General features: G+C 70.7%; 21 protein-coding genes and 1 pseudogene. 6 read left to right on the forward strand and 16 right to left on the reverse strand.

All coding sequences use genetic code 11. From position 1 onward, the window contains the following. Nucleotides 1–36 precede the first annotated feature (36 nt). Nucleotides 37–243: a hypothetical protein gene (locus ACQEV2_RS08750; protein WP_433055231.1), complete on the reverse strand. Its 207-nt coding sequence runs from the start codon at nucleotides 241–243 to the stop codon at nucleotides 37–39. Here ACQEV2_RS08750 and ACQEV2_RS08755 point away from each other — a divergent pair. The 4 genes and pseudogenes from ACQEV2_RS08755 (at nucleotide 185) to ACQEV2_RS08770 (ending at nucleotide 2,608) form a co-directional block, all read left to right on the forward strand. Then, nucleotides 185–795, forward strand: a pseudogene (locus ACQEV2_RS08755) (hypothetical protein). The gene ACQEV2_RS08750 and the pseudogene ACQEV2_RS08755 overlap by 59 nt on opposite strands. Before the next feature lie 55 nt (nucleotides 796–850). Next, complete coding sequence (locus ACQEV2_RS08760; RefSeq protein WP_433038304.1) at nucleotides 851–1,435, forward strand: DUF6529 family protein; 585 nt, start codon at nucleotides 851–853, stop codon at nucleotides 1,433–1,435. Further along, on the forward strand, nucleotides 1,432–1,842 hold the full coding sequence (locus ACQEV2_RS08765) for a Rieske (2Fe-2S) protein (RefSeq protein WP_433038306.1): 411 nt from the start codon (nucleotides 1,432–1,434) through the stop codon (nucleotides 1,840–1,842). Before ACQEV2_RS08760 ends, ACQEV2_RS08765 begins: the two co-directional genes overlap by 4 nt. A 22-nt stretch (nucleotides 1,843–1,864) precedes the next feature. After that, entirely contained in the window at nucleotides 1,865–2,608 is a 744-nt protein-coding gene (locus ACQEV2_RS08770; protein WP_433038308.1) for a nucleotidyltransferase domain-containing protein, read from the forward strand. Here the strand turns inward: ACQEV2_RS08770 and ACQEV2_RS08775 are convergent. The 13 genes from ACQEV2_RS08775 to ACQEV2_RS08835 all read right to left on the reverse strand — a co-directional run bounded on the left by ACQEV2_RS08775 (nucleotide 2,534) and on the right by ACQEV2_RS08835 (nucleotide 17,021). Then, nucleotides 2,534–3,283, reverse strand: coding sequence for a nucleotidyltransferase domain-containing protein (locus ACQEV2_RS08775; protein ID WP_433038310.1), 750 nt, complete (start codon nucleotides 3,281–3,283; stop codon nucleotides 2,534–2,536). The genes ACQEV2_RS08770 and ACQEV2_RS08775 overlap by 75 nt on opposite strands. 3 nt (nucleotides 3,284–3,286) lie before the next feature. Beyond that, nucleotides 3,287–4,309 (reverse strand): ADP-ribosylglycohydrolase family protein, encoded by a 1,023-nt coding sequence (locus ACQEV2_RS08780; protein ID WP_433038312.1) that lies wholly within the window; start codon nucleotides 4,307–4,309, stop codon nucleotides 3,287–3,289. Continuing rightward, a complete protein-coding gene (locus ACQEV2_RS08785) occupies nucleotides 4,306–5,022 on the reverse strand; it encodes an NUDIX hydrolase (RefSeq protein WP_433038314.1) in 717 nt (238 codons plus the stop codon). Before ACQEV2_RS08785 ends, ACQEV2_RS08780 begins: the two co-directional genes overlap by 4 nt. Nucleotides 5,023–5,091: 69 nt before the next feature. Then, the gene (locus ACQEV2_RS08790; protein ID WP_433038316.1) at nucleotides 5,092–5,631 is read right to left on the reverse strand and encodes a TIGR03086 family metal-binding protein; all 540 of its coding nucleotides are present in this window, start codon (nucleotides 5,629–5,631) and stop codon (nucleotides 5,092–5,094) included. A gap of 177 nt (nucleotides 5,632–5,808) precedes the next feature. Continuing rightward, a complete protein-coding gene (locus ACQEV2_RS08795) occupies nucleotides 5,809–6,897 on the reverse strand; it encodes a pseudouridine synthase (protein ID WP_433038318.1) in 1,089 nt (362 codons plus the stop codon). Beyond that, entirely contained in the window at nucleotides 6,897–7,580 is a 684-nt protein-coding gene (gene scpB / locus ACQEV2_RS08800; protein WP_433038320.1) for an SMC-Scp complex subunit ScpB, read from the reverse strand. Before scpB ends, ACQEV2_RS08795 begins: the two co-directional genes overlap by 1 nt. Further along, entirely contained in the window at nucleotides 7,577–8,716 is a 1,140-nt protein-coding gene (locus ACQEV2_RS08805; RefSeq protein ID WP_433038322.1) for a segregation and condensation protein A, read from the reverse strand. Before ACQEV2_RS08805 ends, scpB begins: the two co-directional genes overlap by 4 nt. A gap of 18 nt (nucleotides 8,717–8,734) precedes the next feature. Continuing rightward, entirely contained in the window at nucleotides 8,735–9,370 is a 636-nt protein-coding gene (locus ACQEV2_RS08810; RefSeq protein ID WP_433038324.1) for a hypothetical protein, read from the reverse strand. After that, nucleotides 9,355–10,491 (reverse strand): ParA family protein, encoded by a 1,137-nt coding sequence (locus ACQEV2_RS08815; RefSeq protein WP_398827522.1) that lies wholly within the window; start codon nucleotides 10,489–10,491, stop codon nucleotides 9,355–9,357. The genes ACQEV2_RS08810 and ACQEV2_RS08815 overlap by 16 nt, the downstream gene beginning before the upstream one ends. Nucleotides 10,492–10,890: 399 nt before the next feature. Next, entirely contained in the window at nucleotides 10,891–12,015 is a 1,125-nt protein-coding gene (gene ald / locus ACQEV2_RS08820; protein WP_433038327.1) for an alanine dehydrogenase, read from the reverse strand. 135 nt (nucleotides 12,016–12,150) lie between these two features. Continuing rightward, the gene (locus ACQEV2_RS08825) at nucleotides 12,151–14,232 is read right to left on the reverse strand and encodes a tetratricopeptide repeat protein (protein ID WP_433038329.1); all 2,082 of its coding nucleotides are present in this window, start codon (nucleotides 14,230–14,232) and stop codon (nucleotides 12,151–12,153) included. 423 nt (nucleotides 14,233–14,655) lie between these two features. Continuing rightward, a complete protein-coding gene (locus tag ACQEV2_RS08830) occupies nucleotides 14,656–15,282 on the reverse strand; it encodes an NUDIX domain-containing protein (RefSeq protein WP_433038331.1) in 627 nt (208 codons plus the stop codon). A gap of 92 nt (nucleotides 15,283–15,374) precedes the next feature. After that, complete coding sequence (locus ACQEV2_RS08835) at nucleotides 15,375–17,021, reverse strand: CTP synthase (RefSeq protein WP_433038333.1); 1,647 nt, start codon at nucleotides 17,019–17,021, stop codon at nucleotides 15,375–15,377. A gap of 493 nt (nucleotides 17,022–17,514) precedes the next feature. Here ACQEV2_RS08835 and ACQEV2_RS08840 point away from each other — a divergent pair, with 493 nt between their 5' ends. Continuing rightward, the gene (locus ACQEV2_RS08840; protein ID WP_433054282.1) at nucleotides 17,515–19,317 is read left to right on the forward strand and encodes a glycoside hydrolase family 15 protein; all 1,803 of its coding nucleotides are present in this window, start codon (nucleotides 17,515–17,517) and stop codon (nucleotides 19,315–19,317) included. A 108-nt stretch (nucleotides 19,318–19,425) separates the two neighbouring features. Next, the gene (locus ACQEV2_RS08845; protein WP_433038335.1) at nucleotides 19,426–20,808 is read left to right on the forward strand and encodes an FAD-binding oxidoreductase; all 1,383 of its coding nucleotides are present in this window, start codon (nucleotides 19,426–19,428) and stop codon (nucleotides 20,806–20,808) included. 213 nt (nucleotides 20,809–21,021) lie between these two features. Here the strand turns inward: ACQEV2_RS08845 and ACQEV2_RS08850 are convergent, their stop codons facing one another. Both ACQEV2_RS08850 and ACQEV2_RS08855 read right to left on the reverse strand, forming a co-directional pair. Next, nucleotides 21,022–21,981, reverse strand: a complete 960-nt coding sequence (locus ACQEV2_RS08850) for an LLM class F420-dependent oxidoreductase (protein WP_433038337.1) — start codon at nucleotides 21,979–21,981, stop codon at nucleotides 21,022–21,024. A 10-nt stretch (nucleotides 21,982–21,991) separates the two neighbouring features. Next, nucleotides 21,992–23,497 (reverse strand): APC family permease, encoded by a 1,506-nt coding sequence (locus tag ACQEV2_RS08855; protein WP_433038339.1) that lies wholly within the window; start codon nucleotides 23,495–23,497, stop codon nucleotides 21,992–21,994. Between the last annotated feature and the right edge of the window lie 118 nt (nucleotides 23,498–23,615).

Genomic DNA, 23,615 nt, shown 5'->3' on the forward strand with positions numbered 1-23,615 from the left:
GGACTCAGCCACTGTCACCCGGGTATCCCGATTCCGCTACCGGACCGCGAACGCATCCACGCGCCCCTGGACGGCGCTGCGCGGGTCCGCTCTCATGGGCAGGAAGCTCGCCTCGGGGGAGGCCTCTATGAAGCGTCCCGGACCCTTGCTCACCCTTCTCGCGGGACTGTTGGTCGGCGTGTTCATGCTGTCGCTCAACGCGACGACGGGGACGAAGAACACCTCCTCCTCGTCCGCGGACACCGCACAGCGTCGCCCTCGGCGACGGCGCCACCGACGCCCACGAAGACGGCCCCGTCACCGTCCCCCTCACCGACCAGGAAACCCGTCCCCGACGCCGGCTACGCGGGCCGCACCGCCGACGACTCCTCCGCCGTAGCCGTCAACCTGCGCGACGGCAGGGCGATCGCGTACTTCTGCGACGGCCGTGACAAGGAGTCCTGGCTCAAGGGCGAGGTGAACGACGACGGGACCATGCGCCTCACCGGCAAGGACGGTTCCGCCCTGAAGGGCACCCTCGAGGACGGCACGCGGATCCGGGGCACGGTCGACATCGACGGCGGCCACTACGCCTTCACCGCCGACAGGACGAAGAAGCCGTCGGGCCTGTACCGGGCCACCACTACCGTGCGCGGCGCCCGGGTCGACGGCGGCTGGATCGTGCTGCCGGGCGGCCGGCAGGTCGGCGTCCTCACCCGTGACGGCCGGCCCTCGCCCGCCCCGCGGATCGACCCGGAGACGGGTGCGGTGGCGGTCGACGGACAGCAGCTCACGGCCCGCCCAGCCGCCCCCTGATCCACCCCGCTCCGTCCTCGCTCCCCCTCCCCTCCCCTCCTCACGGGAGTCGATCATGACCGTCGACCCGAACGCCGTCACCCAGGACTTCCCGTCCCCGCAGTCCCGCCACCGCCGCCCGCACGCGGCCCGCTATCTGGTCCCGGCGCTGGTCGCCGGCGCGGTCGCGGTGGCCCTCGGGGCGTACGGCAAGGTCCACGACCCGGCGGGGACGGCCTTCAACCTCGCCGGGTTCAGCAGCACCGGCGCGGTCAAGTCGTGGCTGGCGACGGCGGCGATCTTCTTCGCGCTGGTCCAGTTGGTCTCCGCGTTCATGGTGTACGGCAAGCTGCCGGGGCCGGCCTGGTCGTCCGCCCTGCACCGCTGGTCGGGCCGGGTGGCGTTCCTGGTGTCCGTCCCCGTGGCGGTGCATTGCCTGTACGCACTGGGCTACCAGACATACGAAATGCGCGTTTTCTTGCACTCCCTCCTGGGTTGCTTCTTCTTCGGCGCTTTCAGTGCAAAGATGCTGCTGCTCCGCTCGGAGCGCCTTCCCGGCTGGCTGCTGCCGATCGTCGGCGGGCTGGTCTTCACCGCCCTCACGATCATCTGGCTGACCTCCGCCCTCTGGTTCTTCCGCACTTTCGGAGTGACGACATGAGCAACCGTCCGACGCGGCGCACGATCCTCATCGCCACCGGTGCGACGGGCGCGGCGGCGCTCGTCGCGGGCTGCGGCGAGTACGACGACAAGGGCGAATCGTCCTCCAACGCCTCCCCCGGCCAGGAGCTGACCACTACGGCCGACGTCCCGGTGGGCGGCGGCACGATCCTCAAGGACGAGGAGGTGGTGGTGACCCAGCCGAAGGCGGGCGAGTTCAAGGCCTTCTCCGCCATCTGCACGCATCAGCAGTGCACGGTCGGCAGTGTCTCGGGCGGCACTATCAACTGCCCCTGCCACGGCAGCAAGTTCGACATCACGGACGGCTCGGTGGCCAACCCTCCGGCGACGAGGCCGCTGCCCGAGAAGAAGATCACCGTGGAGGGAAATTCGATCCGCCTGGTGTGATCCCCCGCGTACGCTCCGGGGCATGCACCCCGAGACCCTGGTACGCGACCACACGATCTACGCCTGTGTGATGGGCTCGCGCGCCTTCGGTCTGGCGACGGACGGCAGCGACACCGACCGCCGGGGCGTGTTCCTCGCCCCCACGGCCCTCTTCTGGCGCTTCGACAAGCCGCCGACGCATATCGAAGGCCCTCAGGAGGAGCAGTTCAGCTGGGAACTCGAGCGCTTCTGCGAACTGGCCCTGCGCGCCAACCCGAACATCCTGGAGTGCCTGCACTCCCCGCTCGTGGAGTACGCCGACGCCACGGGCCGCGAACTCCTCGCCCTGCGCGAGGCGTTCCTGTCCCGCCAGGCGTACGAGACGTTCACCCGCTACGCGCTGGGCCAGCGCAAGAAGCTGGAGGCGGACGTCCGCGCACACGGTGCCCCGCGCTGGAAGCACGCGATGCACCTGCTCCGCCTCCTGATCAGCGCCCGCGACCTGCTCCGCACCGGCCGGCTCACGATCGACGTGGGCGACCAGCGCGAGCCACTGCTCGCGGTCAAGCGCGGCGAGGTCCCCTGGCCGGAGGTCGAGTCCTGGATGACCCGCCTGGCGAGGGAGGCTGGGGAGTCCTGCCACCACAGCCCGCTCCCGCCGGAGCCGGACCGCCGCCGCGTGGAGGATTTCCTGACCCGCGTCCGCCGCGCCTCAGCCCTCCAGCCGCGTCCGTACGACGAAGGCGTGCAGGGCGTCGTAGGCGCTCGGGGCGTCGGGCAGCGCTGAGGCCGTCTGCGCCTCGTCCAGCACACCGTGCAGCTGCTCGATGTCGGCCGCCACGCGCGCGTGGTCGACATCGGCGGCCCCGTGCTCCTGCTCCGCCTTCGCCGCGATCAGCTCCGGCAGATAGGCGGGTGCGTCGACCTCCCCGATCAGCCTCGGTAGATGCGGCTGCACTTCACCGCTGCGCATCAGATGGACGCCGGTGAGCAGCACCCGGAAGGTGTAGAGCAGTGGCTTGAGTTCCCCGGTCTTCTCGAACAGCCGCCACTGGGTGTTGGCGAACCCGCGGTAGTGATGGGCGTGGTGGCTGGTGAGGACGCCGGGCGCGAGCTCGGCCAGCTCCCGGTGGGCGTCGGTGGTGTGCACGACGAGCGGCGACAGCAGCTGCTCCAGCACATAGCCGTTGCGCCGCAGCATCAGCCGTACGAACTTGCGCAGGTCGTGCGTGACCAGGTCCATCTCGACGCCGTCCCGGATCCACATGCGCGACCGCGTCTCGTCCGGCTCCCGGAGCCCGACGAGATCGGCGGCCGGCAGCAGGTGCACGCCCCGCAGGTCCACGTCCGAGTCGCGCGACGGGAAGCCGTACAGGTGGGCGCCGGAGACGGTCGCGAACAGCACCGGGTCGGGCTGTTCGGCGACGACGGGCGTGAGGTCGAGGGCGAGGGCGTCGATCATCCGTCAAGCGTCCCAGAGCGCTCCGAGGGTCAGCAGGTCGCCCCGGTACTCGATCCGGTCCGCCCACTCGGTCGGCCAGGCGTCGGCCCCCAGCCAGGCGCCCGCGAACGCTCCGGTCAGGCAGGCGATCGAGTCCGAGTCGCCGGAGGTGCAGGCGGCCCGCCGCAGGGCCGTCAGCGGCTCGTCGACGAACCACAGGAAGCACAACAGCCCGGTGGCCAGGGCCTCTTCAGCGATCCAGCCCTGGCCGGTGGCGAGACACGGGTCGGTCTCGGGCGAAGCACTGCGCACCGCCTCCTGAAGGCGGTCCAGGACCGCCAGGCACTCGTCCCAGCCGCGCGCGATGAAGTGCTCGGCCGAGGGGTCCTGACTGCGGGTCCACAGCTCGCCGAGCCATCGGTCGTGGTAGCGGGTGCGGTTGTCGTAGGCGTACGACCGCAGCAGGCCGACCAGGCCGGTCGGCTCGGCGCCCTGCGCGAGCAGGCGTACGGCGTGGGCGGTCAGGTCGGAGGCGGCGAGTGCCGTCGGATGCCCGTGGGTGAGGGCGGACTGCAACTGGGCGGCGCCCGCGCGCTGTTCGTCGCTCAGACCGGGGACGAGCCCGAGCGGAGCCACGCGCATGTTGGCACCGCAGCCCTTGGAGCCGATCTGGCTGGCGTCCTGCCAGGGCCTCTGCTCGTCCTTCAGCAGATTGCAGGCGACGAGGCAGGTTCGGCCCGGCGCGCGGTTGTTCTCCGGCGACTGATACCAGTCGACGAACTCCTCCCGCACCGGCCGCTCCAACCGCCTGGGCCCGAGCAGCCCCCGGTCCATGGCCGTCCGCAGCCCCTTGCCCAACGCCAGCGTCATCTGCGTGTCGTCCGAGACGATCGCCGGTGTCGGCAGCTCCATCTCGCGCCACGGCCCGCACTTGGCCAGGATCGACGGCACGTCGTTGAACTCGGTCGGGAAGCCGAGCGCGTCCCCGAGGGCGAGGCCGGTCAAAGACCCGGTGGCGGCGCGTTTGCGGACGGTGGTCGTGGTCATGCGGGGCGTCCTTCCGGGGTCGGCCGGAGCAGCGGCGGGTGGAGGGTGGTGGCGGTGCCGGCGCGGTACAGCGCGGCCGGTTTGCCGCGGCCGCCGGTGAGCCGGGCGGCGCCGGGGACGGGTTCGACGAAGCCCGGCGTGGCGAGCACCTTGCGGCGGAAGTTGGGCCGGTCGAGGGCGGTGCCCCACACCACCTCGTAGACGTGCTGCAGCTCGCCGAGCGTGAACTCGGGCGGGCAGAAGGCAGTGGCGAGGCTCGAGTACTCGAGCTTGGCGCCGACGCGTTCATGGGCGTCGGCCAGGATGCGGTCGTGGTCGAAGGCGAGCGGCCCCGCCTTGTCGTACGGCACCCAGCGCGCCTGCGCCGCGTCGCTGCCGCCGTGCGGTTCGGGCGGGCGGGGCAGCAGCGCGGTGAAGGCGACCGTCACGACCCGCATCCGGGGGTCACGGTCGGGCTCGCTGTAGGTCCGCAGCTGCTCCAGATGCAGCCCGGAGACGTCCGACAGGCCGGTCTCCTCGGCGAGTTCGCGCCGGGCCGCCGTCTCGGCCGACTCGTCCGGCTGCACGAAGCCGCCTGGCAGTGCCCAGTCCCCCTGGTACGGCTCCTGCCCGCGCTCGACGAGCAGGACGTGGAGGGCGCCCTCGCGGATGGTGAGGACGGCGAGGTCGGCGGTGACGGCGAAAGGCTCGTGGGCGTACTTGTCGTACTCCATGCGAACCCACCCCCTTAATAGTCAGTACGACTATAAAGAGAGGGGCAGGTCACCGCAACCCCTGTCACCTCATGCGCCGCCCCGCCGCCCCAGGAAGGCCGGCAGCCGGACGTCGGCACGCGCGCGTGGCGTCACCTCGACCGGCGGCCCGAACCGCACGCCCCGGTCCTCCTCGGTGACCACGCAGCGGGCGACGCTCAGCAGCTCGGCCGCGAGCGACCCCGGGATGGGCCTCGGCCGACCGCAGGCCTGGGCGACGTCCCAGCCGTGCACGGCGATCTCGACGGCACCGACAGCGCCCATCACCCGCACGTCCAGCGGCCGTTCGCCGATCAGCACTCGCCCGGTGGGCCCGGCCGCCCAGGCGCCGAGCACGGCGCACGCGCGCGTACGGAAGCCGCAGGCCCGGTCGGCACCCGGGAACGGCCCGATCCGCCCGCCCGTCAGCCCCTCGTAGAGCGCGTCCAGTGAGTCGTCGAGATGCCCGAGCAACTGCCCCAGATCCCACTGGGCGCATGGCGTCCGGCGTCCGAGACTCCCCCTCTCCACCTCGGCGACGCTCCCCAGCGCGTAGGCGAGCGAACGCTCCAGCAGCTCACCCGAGCTCATGACAGGCCCCGCAAGGCCCTCAGCGGCCCCTCAGGCGCCTTCTGAGGCGCCTCCTGGACGGTCGTGTTCATCCCCGCTCCTTCCGTCACGGATACAGACCGGCGGAGCGGCGAAAACGAATCGGCCGGTCCCGGACGAATCCAGAACCGGCCGACACGGCAAGCGACGTACAGCGACCTACAGATCGACTTCCTTCATCAGCATGCCGACCTCGGTGTTCGACAGCCGCCGCAGCCAGCCCGACTTCTGGTCGCCGAGGGTGATCGGCCCGAAGGCGGTGCGCACCAGCTTCTCGACGGGGAAGCCGGCCTCCGCCAGCATGCGCCGGACGATGTGCTTGCGGCCCTCGTGCAGCGTGACCTCGACCAGGTAGTTCTTGCCGGTCTGCTCGACGACCCGGAAGTGGTCCGCGCGCGCGTAGCCGTCCTCCAGCTGGATGCCGTCCTTCAGACGCTTGCCCAGGTCGCGCGGGATCGGGCCGACGATGGCCGCGAGGTAGGTCTTCTTGACGCCGTACTTGGGGTGGGTGAGGCGGTGGGCCAGCTCGCCGTGGTTGGTGAGCAGGATGACGCCCTCGGTCTCGGTGTCCAGCCGGCCGACGTGGAAGAGCCGGGTCTCGCGGTTGGTGACGTAGTCGCCGAGGCACTGGCGGCCCTCGGGGTCCTCCATCGTCGAGACGACACCGGCGGGCTTGTTGAGCGAGAAGAACTGGTACGACTGCGTGGCGACCGTCAGGCCGTCCACCTTGATCTCGTCCTTCTCGGGGTCGACCCGCAGGCCCTGCTCGGTGACGATCTCGCCGTTGACCTCGACCCGGGCCTCGTCGATCAGCTCCTCGCAGGCGCGCCGGGAGCCGTAGCCCGCGCGCGCGAGCACCTTCTGCAGCCGCTCGCCCTCCTGCTCGGCGCCGGGGAAGGTCTTGGGCAGCTTGACGTCCTTCTTGCCGGCGTACCGCTCGCGGTTGCGCTCCTCGGCGCGGGCGTCGTACTCGCGGGACGTCGCCGGGGCCGAACGGCCCCGACCGGTGCCGCGCTGCTGGCCCTGCTTGGGGCCGCCCTTGGCACCGCCGCGCGCGGAGGCGCCGCGCCCGGACTTCGGCCCGTCCTTGGTCGCCCCAGGGCCCACGTCGTAGCGGCGCTCCTCGGGACGGGGCTTGCGCGGACGGCCGCCCTGGCCGCCCTGACCGCCCTGCTTCTGGTCCCTGTTGTTGCCGGCACCGCGGTAGTTACCGCGCCCACCACTCTTGCCGCTGCCGCTGCTTCGCATCAAAGTTCCGTCTGGTCGTCTGCGTCGTCGGTGCCCCGGTGTGCCGGGGCGCCCGGACCGTCATCGGGAGCGTCCGGGTCGAACGACGGCACCCCCTCCTGGGTCTCGGCCTCGATCGCCTCCGCCTCCGGGAGGAAGGGCGCGAGCTCCGGGAGCTCGTCCAGACCGCGCAGGCCCATCCGCTCCAGGAAGTAGTTCGTCGTCCTGTACAGGATCGCACCTGTTTCGGGTTCCGTGCCCGCCTCCTCGACCAGACCGCGCTGCAGGAGGGTGCGCATGACACCGTCGCAGTTCACTCCGCGCACGGCCGAGACGCGGCTGCGGCTGACCGGCTGCCGGTACGCGACCACGGCGAGCGTCTCCAGGGCGGCCTGCGTCAGCCGGGCCGTCTGCCCGTCCAGCACCAGCCGCTCGACGGCGGCCGCGTACTCGGGGCGGGTGTAAAAGCGCCAGCCGCCCGCGACGAACCGCAGCTCGAAGCCTCGCCCCTGCACGGCGTACTCGTCGGCCAGCTCCCGGAGGGCGTCGGCGATCTGCCGCCTGGGCCGCTCCAGGATCTTCGCGAGGTGCTCCTCGGTCGCGGGCTCGTCCACGACCATGAGCATCGCCTCCAGGGCGGGCTTGAGGTCGAGGTCGGCGACGGTACGCAGCCCGACCGGAAGCTCGGTGGTCTCCTCACTCACGCCTTCTTCTCCTCCTGCTTCGGCGGCTCGGGCGGCCGGTCGAACTCGTCGGTCACCAGGGGCGCCTCTTCGCCGTCCCCGCCGGTCCACCGCACGACGAGTTCCCCGAGCGCGGTCTCCTGGTCCAGGGCCACGGCCTTCTCGCGGTACAGCTCCAGCAACGCCAGGAATCGCGCTACGACGGTGAGGGTGTCGTCGGTGTCCTCGACGAGGGCCCGGAAGCTGGCCTCGCCGAGCTCCCTGAGCCGCGCGACGACGATCCCGGCCTGCTCCTGCACGCTCACGAGCGGCGCGTGGATGTGGTCGACGTACACCTGCGGCTTGGGCTTGGGCTGCATCGCCTTCACCGCGAGCCTGGCGAATCCTTCCGCCCCGATACTGATGACGACCTCGGGCAACAGCTCGGCATGGTGCGGTTCGAGCCCGACGGTACGGGGGTAACGCCGGGCCTCGTCATCGAGCCGCCGGCTGAAGATGTCGGCGATCTGCTTGTACGCCCGGTACTGCAGCAGCCGCGCGAACAGCAGGTCCCGCGCCTCCAGCAGCGCGAGGTCGGCCTCGTCCTCGACCTCGGCGGAGGGCAGCAGCCGGGCCGCCTTCAGATCGAGCAGGGTGGCCGCCACCACGAGAAACTCGGTCGTCTCGTCGAGATCCCAGTCCGCCCCCATCGCCCGGATGTGCGCCATGAACTCGTCGGTCACCTTGGACAGCGCGACCTCGGTGACGTCGAGCTTGTGCTTGGAGATCAACTGGAGGAGCAGATCGAAGGGGCCCTCGAAGTTGGACAGCCGAACCTTGAAGACGCCGTCGTCGCCGGGCTCGGTCTCGTCCTGCCGGTCGGGCGACTCGGCGGCGGGCTCTGCAGTGGAGGCCTGGGGTACCGGCTCTGGTGCAGGCTCCGGGGCAACGGCCTGAGGCTCCTGCTCCTGCTCCTGCTCCTGCTCCTGCTCCTGCTCCTGCTCCTGCTCCGGGACCACGACCTCGGGAACCTGGGGTTCCGGCTCCGCGGGAACCGCATCCGGTACGGGAACCGGAGCCGGTACGGACACCGGCGCTGCTCCCGGCCCCCGCCCCAGCGCACGCCGACGGCCACCGGAGGAACCGGCACCGCGGGCGGGAACGTCGTTCGAGGTCATAGCCCCCGCAGGCTACCGCTACCGCCCGCGAAGCCGTCGTACGAGGATGCTGGCGTCCCCACGGGTCTCCAGATCGGCGAGGACCACGGCCACCGCCTCGCGGACGATCCGCCCACGGTCGACGGCCAGCCCGTGCTCACCACGGAGCACCAGACGCGCATGCTCCAGATCCATGAGCTCCTCGGCGGAGACGTACACGGTGATCTTCTCGTCGTGCCGCTCACGCCCACTGGGCCGACGCGCCGCGGCCCGCCCCCGCTTACGCGGCGCGGCAGCAGAAGCGGCAGAGGCAGAGGCAGAGGCAGAACCAGCGGAACCGGACGCGGCGGCACCGCCGGAGGCACCCGCGGCAGAACCTTCCTGCGCCCCCTGACGCCGCGCGGAACGCTCCGCGGCCGCGGCCCGGCTGCGCGACTCACCGGCGTCGACGGACTCCGCGTCGGCGGCCACGTGCTCAGCGCCGTCACCGTCACCGCCCTGCGCGGGCACCGACTGCGGCGCGTCCTCAGCGGCCACGGCGTCGCTCTCCCCCGCGGGAGCCGGCACCCGGGCCTCGCCGTTGGCCGGGCGCCGGGGAGTGGACGGCTGGAGCGCCATTCCCCCTGTCGTACGGAACAGTTCGTCGGCCCCCGGCAGACTCACTCGGCGTGACACCGGGCGAGCACCTCCCTGGCGAGCTGGCGGTAGGCGGCGGCGCCGACGGAGTTGGAGGCGTACGTGGTGATCGGCTCACCGGCGACCGTGGTCTCCGGGAAGCGGACCGTGCGCCCGATGACCGTGTGGTAGACGTGGTCGTCGAACGCCTCGACGACACGCGCGAGCACCTCACGGCTGTGCACGGTGCGCGAGTCGTACATCGTCGCGAGGATCCCGTCGAGCTCCAGCTCCGGGTTGAGCCGCTCCTGGACCTTCTCGATGGTCTCGGTCAGCAGCGCCACACCACGAAGCGCGAAGAACTCGCACTCCAGAGGCACGATCACCTTGTGCGCGGCCGTCAGCGCGTTCACCGTGAGCAGGCCGAGCGAGGGCTGACAGTCGATCACGATGAAGTCGTAGTCGGGCAGCAGCGGCTTCAGGGCGCGCTGCAGCGTGGACTCGCGCGCGACCTCGCTCACCAGCTGGACCTCGGCGGCCGACAGGTCGATGTTGCTCGGGAGGAGGTCCATGTTGGGGACCGCCGTCTTCAGGAGCACCTCGTCGGCCGACATGCCCCGCTCCATGAGCAGGTTGTAGACCGTGAGGTCGAGCTCCATCGGATTCACGCCGAGGCCGACCGACAGCGCGCCCTGCGGGTCGAAGTCGACGAGGAGGACCCGGCGTCCGTACTCCGCGAGCGCGGCACCCAGGTTGATGGTCGACGTCGTCTTGCCGACGCCGCCCTTCTGGTTGCACATCGCGATGATCTTCGCGGGACCGTGGTCGGTCAGCGGACCCGGGATCGGGAAGTACGGCAGCGGGCGCCCGGTCGGGCCGATGCGCTCGCGGCGCTGGCGGGCAGCGTCGGGCGCGAGCGTGGCCGCGTACTCGGGGTCGGGCTCGTACTCCGCGTCGGGGTCGTAGAAGTGCCCTTCGGGCAGTTCGTCGTAGTCGGCGAAGTGGTTGTGGGGCGCGCCACTTCCGTCGCCGGCCATGGCGTTCACGTGATGGCCATCCATGCTCTGGTGTGCTGACAGAGCCGTGTGGGGGCTGGTCTGGCTCTGGTGGGCTGCGAAGGTTCGGACAGCGACGGAGCCGACAGCCTCGAATCCCGCGGGACCCTGGCCCCGTACAGGCATTCCTGGTTGACCACCCCCGGGAGAAAATGTCGACTCATTCACAAGTCGTCTTACCTCCTTGGTGACCAGGAAACTTCTAGACAGGTCAGCGTGGCACCATGCCGACGGTTGGCGACTCTATGGCGTGTCGGCGGTCCGCAGCAACACAATCCGCCGGACCGGGCAGATGTGTCGACAATGAAACATCGCGCTGTCAAGGGCGTACGGCCGTCGCACAGCAGGTTTCACCGGTGTACGAATCGCCCGAAGGGTTGCGTTCGAGGCGAGTTGACCGAGTGCCGCAAAGTGACCATACACACATCCAGCCGGACCTTTTTGAGCAAGGTCCGGCCGGGTGCGTTCGGTTGACGACTCGTGTTGACGTATCGCCTTTACCAGAAAGTGACTTAGTCGATCGGCTCAGCCGAGCAGCGATTCGAGCTCCACGTGCTCCAGGCCGTGTGCCTCCGCCACCTCGCGGTAAACCACCTTGCCGTCATGCGTGTTGAGGCCCTTGGCCAGCGCGGGGTCACGGCGCAGCGCCTCGACCCAGCCCTTGTTGGCCAGTTCGACGATGTACGGCAGCGTGGCGTTGGTCAGCGCGTAGGTGGAGGTGTTGGGCACCGCGCCGGGCATGTTGGCGACGCAGTAGAAGACCGAGTTGTGGACCGGGAAGGTCGGCTCGGCGTGCGTCGTCGGGCGGGAGTCCTCGAAGCAGCCGCCCTGGTCGATCGCGATGTCGACAAGGACACTTCCCGGCTTCATCCGCGAGACCAGCTCGTTGGTGACCAGCTTCGGCGCCTTGGCGCCCGGGATGAGGACGGCACCGATGACGAGGTCGGCCTCGAGGCAGGCCTTCTCCAGCTCGAAGGCGTTGGAGACGACGGTCTGGATCTTCGTACCGAAGATCTTGTCCGCCTCCTTGAGCTTGTTGATGTCCTTGTCGAGCAGGGTCACGTGGAAGCCCATGCCGATGGCGATCTGGGCGGCGTTCCAGCCGGAGACGCCACCGCCGATGACGACGGCCTTGCCGGCCGGCACACCCGGGACGCCGCCGGGCAGCACGCCGCGGCCACCGCCCGCGCGCATCAGGTGGTAGGCGCCGACCTGCGGGGCGAGGCGCCCGGCGACCTCGGACATGGGGGCGAGCAGCGGCAGGGCACGGGAGGGCAGCTCGACCGTCTCGTAGGCGATCGCCGTGGTGCCGGACTCGATGAGCGCGTCCGTGCACTCCTTGGAGGCGGCCAGGTGCAGGTAGGTGAAGAGCGTCTGGTCCTTGCGGAGGCGGTGGTACTCCTCGGCGATGGGCTCCTTGACCTTCAGCAGCAGGTCGGCGGTGGCCCACACATCGTCGGCGGTGCCGAGGATCTGGGCGCCGGCGGCGACGTACTCGCTGTCCGGGATCGACGAGCCGACACCGGCGCCCTGCTCGATGACGACCTGGTGGCCATGGCGCACCAGCTCGTGCACGCCGGCGGGGGTGATGGCCACCCGGAACTCGTTGTTCTTGACCTCGCGGGGGATGCCGACCTTCACGTCGATCACGGTCCTTGGCTCAGAGGGTGTGGGGGCATTACATGACATACCCGAGCGTGCAGGGCACACCGGGAGACACCGCAGGAGAAGGTGCGGCAGAGCCAGTCTAATGAAGGTGTTCTCGCTGTCTAGCCTTTCATTGCATCAATCTTCAGTGGATGTACTACGGATTTCGCAGGCGTTAGCGTCATGTTCCGGCTCGAAAGCGTCTTGCTCGGTGCCAGACTCGTCCACATCGGGCTCCTCGGGCTCCTCCCCCAGCATCCGCCGGGCCGCTCCCCGGTGCAGCTGCGCCGCCGCGGGATCGCCGAGGCGCTCCAGGGTGTCGGCGAGCCGCAGGTACAGCGCCGCCTGCAGCCGCGTGTCCTCGGCGCGCCGCGCCCACTCCACCGCCTCCTGGCAGGTGCTCAGCGACTCCTCGGGCCGTCCCGCGTACTCCTGGACCCGGGCCAGCTCGCTCAACGCCCGTGCGTGACCGGCGAGATCGCCGTTCTTGCGGTACCCGGCGACCGCGGCCCGCCAGTTCCGCAGCGCCTCGCCGTACCGGCCCGCATAGGTGTGGGCGGCGCCGATACGGCCGTACAGCCGGGCGGCGTCCGCGCGCTCGTCGCGGGCCAGCCGCTGGGCCAGCGCCCGGCCGAACCAGTCGGCGGCCCGGTCGTAGTCCCCGAGCTCCAGGTGGGCGCCGCCTACGGATTCCATCGCGCGGCCGGTCGCATACGGGTCGTTCGCCTCCCGGCCGGCGTCCAGCGCGGCCCGATAGCGCACCAGGGCCGCCTGCGTACGCCCCGTCCGGGCGTCGACGTCGCCGAGGTTCAGCAGGGCGGCGGCCTTCTCGCGCGGGAGGTTCTGCCGCTCGGCCACGTCGAGGACCAGGCCGTGGATGCCGTACAGGTCGTCGGCGGCCGCCTGTGTGCCGACGTGCACGACCAGCGCCCTGACCAGCTGGGACATCAGGCGCCGGGCGAGGGTGTCCAGCTCCCCGTCGGCGACCGCGGCCCGGGCCGAGGCCAGCAGGGCGGGCCTGCGGATGGTCAGCCAGTCCGCGGCCGCCCGGGGGTTGGGGAAGCGCAGGGCCTGGGGCATGCCGAGGAGCTTCTGGCGGGTCTCGGGGCTGTCGGTCTCGGTGATCGCCCGGCAGGACTGCAGCAGCCGTACGGTCCGCTCCAGCACGCGGGCGCGGGCCAGCTGCAGCTCGGCGGGGCGGTCCTGGGTCTCTGTGCGGGCCTTGAGGTGGGTGTACAGACAGGCCGGGACCTCGTACTGCGGCAGCGGCGAGTCGACGGTGTGCAGCAGGCCGAGGGCGACCAGGTCGTCCAGGGTGGTGCGGGCGCCGTCGACCGAGCAGCCGGCCAGGGCCGAGGCGGTGTGCGGGTCGACGAAGCCGCCCGGGGCGAGGGTGAGCAGGCGCAGCATCCGGGCGGCGGTGGTCGGCAGGGACGCGTAGGCGAGGCGGAAGACCCGGCCGAGCGCGGTGCCCTCGTCGCCCTCGGCGCGCAGCTGCTTGGCGAGGTCGGCGACGGCCGCCTTGGGGCGGGCGGCGAGCCAGCCGCCCGCCAGCATCAGCGCGGCGGGCTGCCCCTGGCACACCTCCACGAGGCCCTCGGCGGACCGCGGGTCGACGGTGATGCGGACCGAGCCGGCGTGCCGGGACAGCAGCTCCACCGCCGACTTGGTGTCCAGTCCGCCGAGGGTGCAGGGCCGTACGTCCGCGATCCCGGTCAGCGGTCCGCCGGAGACGGCGACGACCAGGCACTGCGGGGCGTCCGGCAGCAGGGCGTCGACCTGCTCGGCCTCGGCCGCGTCGTCCAGCAGGAGCAGGGCCCGCCGCCCGGCCAGGGCCTCGCGCAGGGCCGCCGTGAGGTCGTCCTCGCCGGCGCCGGGCGGAATCGGCCGGTCCAGGGCGGTGAGCAGCTCGCGGGCGGCGCGCGCGACGGGGACGGGGGTGCCGTCGGGCTCGCTCAGGCGGGCGCGCAGCACACCGTCGGCGTAACGGTCCGCCACCTGCCGTACCAGTTCCTCGGCGAGCGCGGTACGGCCCGAGCCGGGACGGCCGGCGATGAGCAGCACGCGCGCGCGTGGCACCTTACGGCCGGAGAGGGTGTCCAGGCCCGCACGCTCGATGTCGGCGCGGAGCTCCTTCAACTCGCGTGCACGGCCGAGGAATTGGATGCCGGGTGCCACGTCTGCCGCCCGTTCTCCGGATGCGACCGCCTGTTCCGCCACCGTCATACTCCCTTCCCGCCCAGGGCGGGTTGCCGCAAGAGCACCACACGAACGCCCAGCGGTCCGTATGCTGGCCGGGCACACGCCCGACTCCTGCAGGCACAATTCCGGCCGCGGCCGGTGGACCCGGTTTTCCGGGATGCTGACGGTGTGATGACCGCCGGGCCGAGATACCCGAGCCGCGGGGCGCAGCCCATCGCCTCGGCACCCTTCGCGGATGCTGGACGCGGTCTGGGCGTCGAAGCCATCGGTGCTCCCGAACTGCAAGCCTGTCACTTCGGCTACGGGCAGTGGGCAGCCTAGTTCACGCTGGTTCACGCGCTATGACGTTCCCGTCGGCGCAGAGCGGAAAAGTCCCCCGATCGGATCATCCGACCGGGGGACTCCCCTGTGTGCCGCTGGGCCCCGGAGAGGGCGGCGCGTTCAGGACTCGAACGGACGCGCCGGCCACGGTGCCTCCGCCGGGCGCAGCGCGTCCAGCCCGTCGCCGCCCCGCGCGGCGACCAGGGACAGCACGCCGACGACGAGACAGTTGTTGTGCAACTCGCCCGCGAGCACGCCCCTGACCAGCTCATCGACCGGCACGCGCGCGTGCTCCAGGTCGGCCTCCTCGTCCTCCACGTCGAAGCGCTCCCCGTCGGCCTCGGACAGATCCCGGGCGAGGAAGATCCGTACGGCCTCGTCGCACCCGCCGGGAGTGGTGTAGACGTCGGTCAGCACCCGCCAGTCCTCGGCCTTGACGTGGGCTTCCTCGTACAGCTCACGCTGGGCGGCGTGCAGCGGGTTCTCGCCGGGGACGTCGAGCAGGCCGGCCGGGATCTCCCACAGCTTCTGCCGGACCGGGTGCCGGTACTGCTTGATGAGCAGGACGCGGTCCTCCTCGTCGAGGGCGACGACGGCCACCGAGCCGGGGTGGACCTGGTAGTCGCGGCGTACCACCGAGCCGTCGGGCATGACCACGTCGTCCGTGCGGACGGAGGTCTTGTTGCCCACGAAGGGGGTGTCCGTCGCCCGGATCTCCCACTCCTGCGGGGTGTCCTTGATCGTCATGCCCTGCCCTTCCACACGCTTTCAACCCGCCAAAGAAAACCGGGGTGCGCACCTTTGAAGGTTTGCACCCCGGCCACCGTACAACTGGTGTGTTACTTCGAATTCTTGCGCTCGACCGCGGCCTTCACGAGGCCCGCGAACAGCGGGTGCGGACGCGTCGGACGCGAGCGCAGCTCGGGGTGGGCCTGCGTGGCCACCAGGTAAGGGTGGACCTCGCGGGGGTACTCCACGTACTCCACGAGCTTGCCGTCGGGGGACGTGCCGGAGAACAGGATGCCCGCCTTCTTCTCCAGCTCCGCGCGGTAGGCGTTGTTCACCTCGTACCGGTGACGGTGCCGCTCCTCGACGTACTCCTTGCCGTCGTACACCTCGCGGACGATCGAGCCCTCGGCCAGCTTGGCCGGGTACATGCCCAGCCGCATGGTGCCGCCCATGTCGCCCTCACCGGCGACGATGTCGAGCTGCTCGGCCATGGTGGAGATGACCGGGTGGGAGGTGGCCGGGTCGAACTCGGTGGAGTTCGCGTCGCCGATGTCGGCGAGGTTGCGCGCCGCCTCGATCACGATGCACTGCAGGCCCAGGCACAGCCCGAGCAGCGGAATCTTGTTCTCGCGGGCGTACTTGATCGCGCCGACCTTGCCGAGCACACCGCGGTCGCCGAAGCCGCCCGGGATGCAGATGCCGTCCACGTCGGAGAGCTGCTGCTTGGCGCCGGCGGGGGTCTTGCAGTCGTCGGAGGTGACCCACTTGATCTTCACGCGGGCCTTGTTGGCGAAGCCGCCCGCGCGCAGCGCCTCGGTGACCGAGAGGTAGGCGTCGGGCAGGTCGATGTACTTGCCGACCAGGGCGAGGGTGATCTCGTGGTCGGGGTTGTGGACGCGGTCGAGCAGGTCGTCCCAGGTCGTCCAGTCCACGTCGCGGAACGGCAGGTCCAGCTTGCGGACGACGTAGGCGTCCAGGCCCTCGCCGTGCACGGTCTTCGGGATGTCGTAGATCGAGCGGGCGTCGGGGCAGGCCACCACGGCGGCCTCGTCGACGTCGCACATCAGCGAGATCTTGCGCTTGATCGCGGTCGGCACCTCACGGTCGCAGCGCAGCACGATCGCATCTGGCTGAATACCGATGTTCCGCAGAGCCGCAACCGAGTGCTGGGTCGGCTTCGTCTTCAGCTCTCCCGAGGGGCCGATGTACGGCAGGAGCGAGATATGCACCACAAATACGTTGTCCCGGCCGACCTCGTGACGCACCTGGCGGACGGTCTCCAGGAACGGCAGCGACTCGATGTCGCCGACCGTGCCGCCGACCTCCGTGATCACGACGTCCACCTCGTCCGTCGCCATACGGCGGATGCGGTGCTTGATCTCGTTGGTGATGTGCGGGATGACCTGCACGGTGTCGCCCAGATACTCGCCGCGCCGCTCCTTGGCGATCACCGTCGAGTACACCTGACCGGTGGTGACATTGGCGGAGCCGTCCAGGTCACGGTCGAGGAAACGCTCGTAGTGGCCGATGTCCAGGTCGGTCTCGGCGCCGTCGTTGGTGACGAACACCTCACCGTGCTGGAAGGGGTTCATCGTGCCAGGGTCGACATTGAGGTATGGGTCCAGCTTCTGCATGACGACGCGCAGGCCCCGCGCCTTGAGCAGCATGCCGAGGCTGGAGGCCGTCAGGCCCTTGCCGAGCGAGGAGGCGACACCCCCGGTGACGAAGATGTGCTTGGTCGTCGTGGATTTTGGCATGGCCAAGAGGGGGCTCCCGTGGTCGCGATCTTGAAGTGCGGTTCGGGGGTCTTCACGCCCACCGGTCCACGGGCTACCAGGGTATCAGCGCCGAGCAGCGACGGCTTCCGGCCACGCTCCGCACACGATTCGGCACGGATCCGCACGGCCCGCCCGTTTCTCACCCATCGCTCACCCCTTGCTCACCCGTTCGGCCGACCCGGGTTGCCCGGAGCGGCACGCAGATCATCTACGTGCGTCGTATCCTGCTCGGACATTCGCTGCCGAGCCCGGCCGGCAAACACGGCACCACCCCCGCCCGTCACACCCGGAACAACGAGAGCTCGTCAGTTCGTTGAGCAGAGATTGTTGAGAAGAGACCGTCGTTTGCCTCAGGGCGGAAGCGACTGCTTTGCTTCACGGCTCAACGACGCATTACAACCACCCCTTGACCGCACTAGCGAGAGCCCCCTTGCCAGAAGGGGGTGACGTGGCCGTTCGACTGGAGTTGCACGTGGCCGGGCGCATCGAAGACTACGCACTCATCGGAGACATGCAGACCGCCGCACTGGTCTGCCGGGACGGCACAGTGGACTGGCTGTGCCTGCCCCGCTTCGACTCGCATGCCATCTTCGCCGGCCTGCTGGGCACCGAGGAGCACGGTTTCTGGCGGCTCGGCCCCGCCCATGCCTCCGACGCCCCGCCGCCCACCGCGGCCCGGCGCACCTACCGCGGCGACTCGCTGATCCTGGAGTCCGAGTGGGACACGCCGCGCGGCACGGTCCGGGTGATCGACTTCATGCCCCCGCGTGACGGCGCGCCCCAGCTGATCCGCATCGTGGAGGGCGTCTCGGGCCGGGTGCCGATGCGTTCGGCGCTCAGGATGCGTTTCTCGTACGGCCGGGTGGTGCCGTGGGTCCACAAGCACGAGGGCCGTACGGTCGCCGTCGCCGGCCCGGACTCGGTGTGGTTCGACGCGGAGGCCGAGACCTACGGCAAGTCGCTGACGACGTACTCGGACTTCACGGTGGCCCCGGGTGAGCGGATCGCGTTCACCATCTCCTGGGAGCCCTCGCACAAGCAGCCGCCGGCGCTGCCGGAGCCGGAGCAGTCGCTGGAGGCGACGGAGGACTTCTGGCGGGAGTGGGTCGAGCACTGTACGTACCACGGCCCGTACCGCGAGGCGGTGATCCGCTCTCTGATCACGCTGAAGGCGCTGACGTACGCCCCGACCGGCGGCATCGTCGCGGCGCCCACGACCTCGCTGCCGGAGGACATCGGCGGCGTCCGCAACTGGGACTACCGCTACACCTGGCTGCGCGACGCGGCGATCACCCTGTCCTCGCTGCTGCGCACCGGCTACCGCGAGGAGGCCCGTTCCTGGCGGGAGTGGCTGCTCAGGGCGGTCGCGGGCGATCCGGAGAACCTGCAGATCATGTACGGCATCGCCGGCGAGCGCGAGCTGGGCGAGGCCGAGCTGGACTGGCTGCCCGGCTACGAGAGCTCCGCCCCGGTCCGGGTCGGCAACGGCGCCGCGCACCAGCTCCAGCTGGACGTGTACGGCGAGGTCACCGAGGCCCTGCACCTGGCCCACATGACGGGCCTGGCCCGCAACGACTACGCCTCGCTGCTCCAGCTGAAGCTGATCCGCTACCTGGAGGACCACTGGGACGAGCCGGACGAGGGCATCTGGGAGGTGCGCGGCCCGCGCCGCCACTTCGTGCACTCCAAGGTGATGGCCTGGGTCGCCGTCGACCGCACCATCAAGCTCATCGAGTCCGGCGACGCCGACGGCCCGCTGGAGCGCTGGAAGGAGCTGCGCGACGACATCCACCGGGACGTGTGCGAGAAGGGCTACGACAAGGAGCGCAACACCTTCACGCAGTCGTACGGCTCGAAGGAGCTCGACGCCTCACTGCTGCTGATCCCGCAGATGGGCTTCCTGCCGCCGGACGACAAGCGCGTCATCGGCACCATCGAGGCGATCCAGCGTGAGCTGTCCACGCCGGACGGCTTCATCCTGCGCTACCCGACCCAGGGCGAGGACGAGGGCGTCGACGGGCTGCCCGGCGACGAGGGCGCCTTCCTGGCCTGCTCGTTCTGGATGGCCGACGACCTGGCGATGATCGGCCGCGTCGACGAGGCTCGCAAGCTGTTCGAGAAGCTGCTGTCCCTGCGCAACGACCTCGGTCTGCTGGCGGAGGAGTGGGACCCGCGCCTGCAGCGCCAGGTCGGCAACTTCCCGCAGGCCTTCAGCCACGTTCCGCTGATCGACACCGCCCTGCGGCTGACGGCGTCCGGGGCGTACGGCGGCTGAACAGGTCGGGATCCGGCTGACCAGCACGGGATCCGGCTGAACAGGACGGACCTGTCGCGCCCGCCTAGCCTGGAAGCAGCGATTGCCCCTTGTCGGAAGGGGGCGGCCATGGCTTCCCGCTCGAAGGCGGGCGCGGCCCTCGCCGCGCTGCGCGAGGATCTCTCCGGTGATGTGTTCGCGCCGGGCGAGGTCGGCTACGACGACGCGCGGGTCGTCTTCAACACCATGATCGACCGTAGGCCCGCGGTGATCGCGCAGTGCGTGGACGAGGACGACGTGGTGCGGGCCGTGCGGTTCGCGCGTGACCTGGATCTCAACATCGCGGTGCGCGGCGGCGGGCACAGCGTGGCGGGCATGGCGCTCAACGACAACGGTCTGGTCATCGACCTGCGCCATATGCGCGCGGTCACCGTCGATCCCGCGGCCGAGGCGGTACGGGTCGCGGGCGGGGCCACGATGAGCGACCTGGACGGCGCCACCCAGCCGCACGGCCTCGCCACGACCGGGGGCCGGGCGTCCACCACCGGCGTCGGCGGCTTCGTGCTCGGCGGCGGCACCGGCTGGCTCGACCGCTGCTGCGGACTCGCCGTGGACAATCTGCTCGGGGTCGAGCTGGTCACCGCCGACGGCAACCTGACCCACGCGAACGCCGACGAGAACCCTGACCTGTTCTGGGCCCTGCACGGAGGCGGCGGCAACTTCGGCGTCGCCACCGCGATCACGCTGAAGCTGCACGAGCTGCCCGAGTTCGCCATCGCGTTGCTGCTGTACCGGCCGGAATTCGCACCGGACGCCGTCCGCACCTTCCGCGACGTGATGGAGTCCGGCCCCGACGAGGTGGGCGGCGGCATCCTGTGGTTCACCGGCCCGCCCGCGGACTTCGTGCCGCCGCCCCTGGTCGGCACGCTGGTGTGCGGTGCGCTCCTGACGTACGCCGGTGCCGAGCAGGACATGCGCAAGTACGCCGAGCCGCTGCTGGCGCTGCCGCACGAGGCCGAGATCGTCGGCGCGATGCCGTACGCCGATGTGCAGTGCATGATCGACGATCCGCCCGGCATGCGGCACTACTGGTCGGCGGAGTATCTGACGGGAGCGCCGGACGACTTCGTCGACGTCTACTGCGCCGACGCGCTGAGCATGCCCGTACCGACCGGCACCCAGCACGCCCTCCTCCCGCAGGGCGGCGCGATCGCCGCCGGCCCGCACGAGTACCCGGTGCCCTACCGGGACGCGCCCTGGGCGGTGCACCCCTACGGCATGTGGGAGGACCCGGCGGACGACGAGCGGTGCATCCGGTGGGTCCGTGACGTCCGCAACGACGTCCGGCCGTGGAGCACCGGCGCCGTCTACCTGAATTTCATCGGCGACGAGGGCGCGGAACGCGTGATCGCGGGCCTGGGCGCCGAGAACACCCGGCGGCTGGCGGAACTGAAGCGGCGCTACGACCCGGACAACGTCTTCCGGTTCAACCACAACATCAGGCCGGCCTGAAGCTTCGACGGCCGCCGTGATGCCGGTTGGATTCCGGGTTCCTGTTGGATTCCGGATTCCGCGATCAGGGCTGCGCGGGCAGGATCATGGCGGCCTGGACCAGCCTGCGCGGACCGACGCCTGCCCCCGGCTGTCAGGCGGGCGGCACCGCACAGCGCCCGTAGCTACGGGCAGCCTCTGACAACGCCTGCACCGGCGGAGACACGACGGCCCTCAGGTCTGCGCGAGCGCCCTCAGGGTCCGCTCCCCGCCCGGATCGGCCGCCGTAGCCGGGACGAGGGCGATCTCGTCGAGCCCGGCCTCGGCGTACTCCTCGGCACGCGCGTGTACGGCGTCGGCGTCGCCCACCAGGCCGACCACACCGGCCGCCTCGGCGGGCAGCGCCCCGACCAGCGTGCCGGAGTCGGCACCGGTACGGGCCAGCTCGACGGCCTGACCGAACCCTGCCGCCTCGAACATGTCGCTGTAGCCCGGCACCGTCAGATACCCGGCGATGCTCCGCAGGACCTGCGCGAGAGAGTCCGGGTCCGGATCGACGGCGGCCGGCAGCCAGGCGGCCAGGATCGGCGGTGCCGTACGGCCCGCACGCTCGGTGGCCGCTTCGAGTTTCGCCCGCAGCGTGCGGACCTGTTCCGGCGAGACGATGTCGAGCAGCATCCGGTCGGCGTGCGCGGCCGCCGTGGCGATCGCGCGGTCACCGAAAGCCGCGACGGTGAGCGGGCCACCGGGCGGCTGGAGGCGGCGCCGGAAGACGCTGCCGGGGACCACCGACTCGCCGGGCCTGCCGTGCAGGAAGCCGCGTACGGCCGCTGCCGAGCCCTCCATCGCCGCCGCGGGCCGCACCCGCGGCACCCCGTGCACGCCCTCGACGACCCGCTTGCTGGACGTCCCCAGCGCCACCCCGACCGGCCGCCCGGTGACGGCGGCGACCGAGGCGGCGCCCCGCGCGATGCCGAACGGATCCCGCACCGACACCGCCACGGGACCGGCCGTCAGCGCGACCCGCTCGGTGGCCCGCCCGATCGCGGCGGCGAGGACGAAGGAGTCCCAGGTCGGCCCCTCCCCCGCCCACACCTCGCGGTACCCGAGCCGATCGGCGGCCACCGCCACCCGCAACGGCTCATCGACCGGACTGTCGTCCTCCCGTGCCACGGCCACCACGCTGAAGTCCATGCCGACGCCGCTACCCCGCCGCACGTGCCGTAACCGGATCTTCCTCCCGCTCGGCCGAGTCCTCCAGCACGATCCGGCCGATGATGTCGTAGCGCTCGGGCTGCCTGACCTTCAGATACAGGCCGAGCCCGAGCCCGCCGAAGAACACCAGCCCCACGATCCACGGGATGGCCTTGAAGAAGAGCGAGTCGGCCGCCGTACCGGCCGCGGTGTCCAGGTTGGTCACCAGCAGGCCCACGACCGCGATCATGCCGACGCCGCCGAGCAGCGGGGCGGTGAGCGTGCGGAACCAGTGGCGGTCCTCGGGATGGTTCTTGCGGAAGTAGCCGATGACCGCGAAGGAGCACAGGGTCTGCACGATGAGGATCGCCATCGTGCCGAGGATCGCGAGCAGCGTGTAGAGGTGGATGTACGGGTCCTGACCGGTCAGCCAGAAGGCCCCGACGAGCGCGACGGCGATGACCGACTGCACGAAGGACGCGACGTACGGCGACCCGTGCCGGGCGTGCGTACGGCCGAGCCCGGGGTGCAGGAAGCCCTCGCGGCCGATGGCGTACAGATAGCGGGCCGCGCACTGGTGGAAGGCCATCCCGCAGGCGAACGAGCCGGTGATCAGCAGCCACTGGAAGGCGTCGACCGCCCAGGCGCCGAGGTAGGTGTGCGCCGGGGCGAAGAACAGGTCGAGGGGGCTGGTGCCGGAAGAGATCTCGACGGAGGCCTTGAGGCCGTTGCCGGCAATGGTCATCCAGGAGACGTAGATGTAGAACAGCCCGACGCCGATCACCGAGATCAGCGTCGCGCGCGGGATGACGCGCTTGGGGTCGCGTGACTCCTCGCCGTACATCGCGGTCGACTCGAAGCCGACCCACGACCAGAAGGCGAAGAACAGGCCCAGTCCGGCGGACGCGCCCGTGAAGGCGTTCTTGGGATTGACGGGCTCCACGGGGATGCCGTCCGGGCCGCCGCCGTGCAGGAGTACGGCCGTGGCGACCGCGAAGAGAACCGCGATCTCGGCGATCAGCATCACGCCGAGGGCCTTCGCGGTGAGGTTGATGTCGAAGTACGCCAGGACCGCGGTGACCAGCAGCATGGCGGCGGCGTACAGGACCCAGGGCAGGTCGAGGCCGAGCTGGTCGTGGACCGTCGTCTGCGCGAAGTACGAGAAGACTCCGACGATGGACGCCTCGAAGACGACGTACGCCAGCACGGCGAGCATCCCGGAGGCCATGCCGGTGATCCGGCCCAAGCCGTGTGAGATGTAGCCGTAGAAGGCGCCGGCGGCGGTGATACGGCGGGCCATGGCGACGTATCCAACTGAGAACACCGTCAGCACGAGCGTCGCGAAGAGATAGCCGGCGGGCGCGCCCGTGCCGTTGCCGAAGCCCACCGCGATGGGCAGGTTGCCGGTCATCGCGGTGATCGGCGCGGCGGTGGCGACCGCCATGAAGACGACGCCCATCAGGCCGACGGAGTTCGCCTTGAGCCGGTGAACCTCTCGCGTGGGTGTTTCCGTCATTCCATCCCTTTCGACGGTGCTTCCGCAACGAAATCCGAAGGTGAAGGCGCCGCTTTCCTTCGGATGCGTCAGTCTGGCGGCGCAGTGATGTACGCCACAACCGACAAGGGGTCCGGCA

The organism is Streptomyces sp. CA-251387 (assembly GCF_050936625.1).
In the GTDB taxonomy this organism is placed as follows: domain Bacteria; phylum Actinomycetota; class Actinomycetes; order Streptomycetales; family Streptomycetaceae; genus Streptomyces.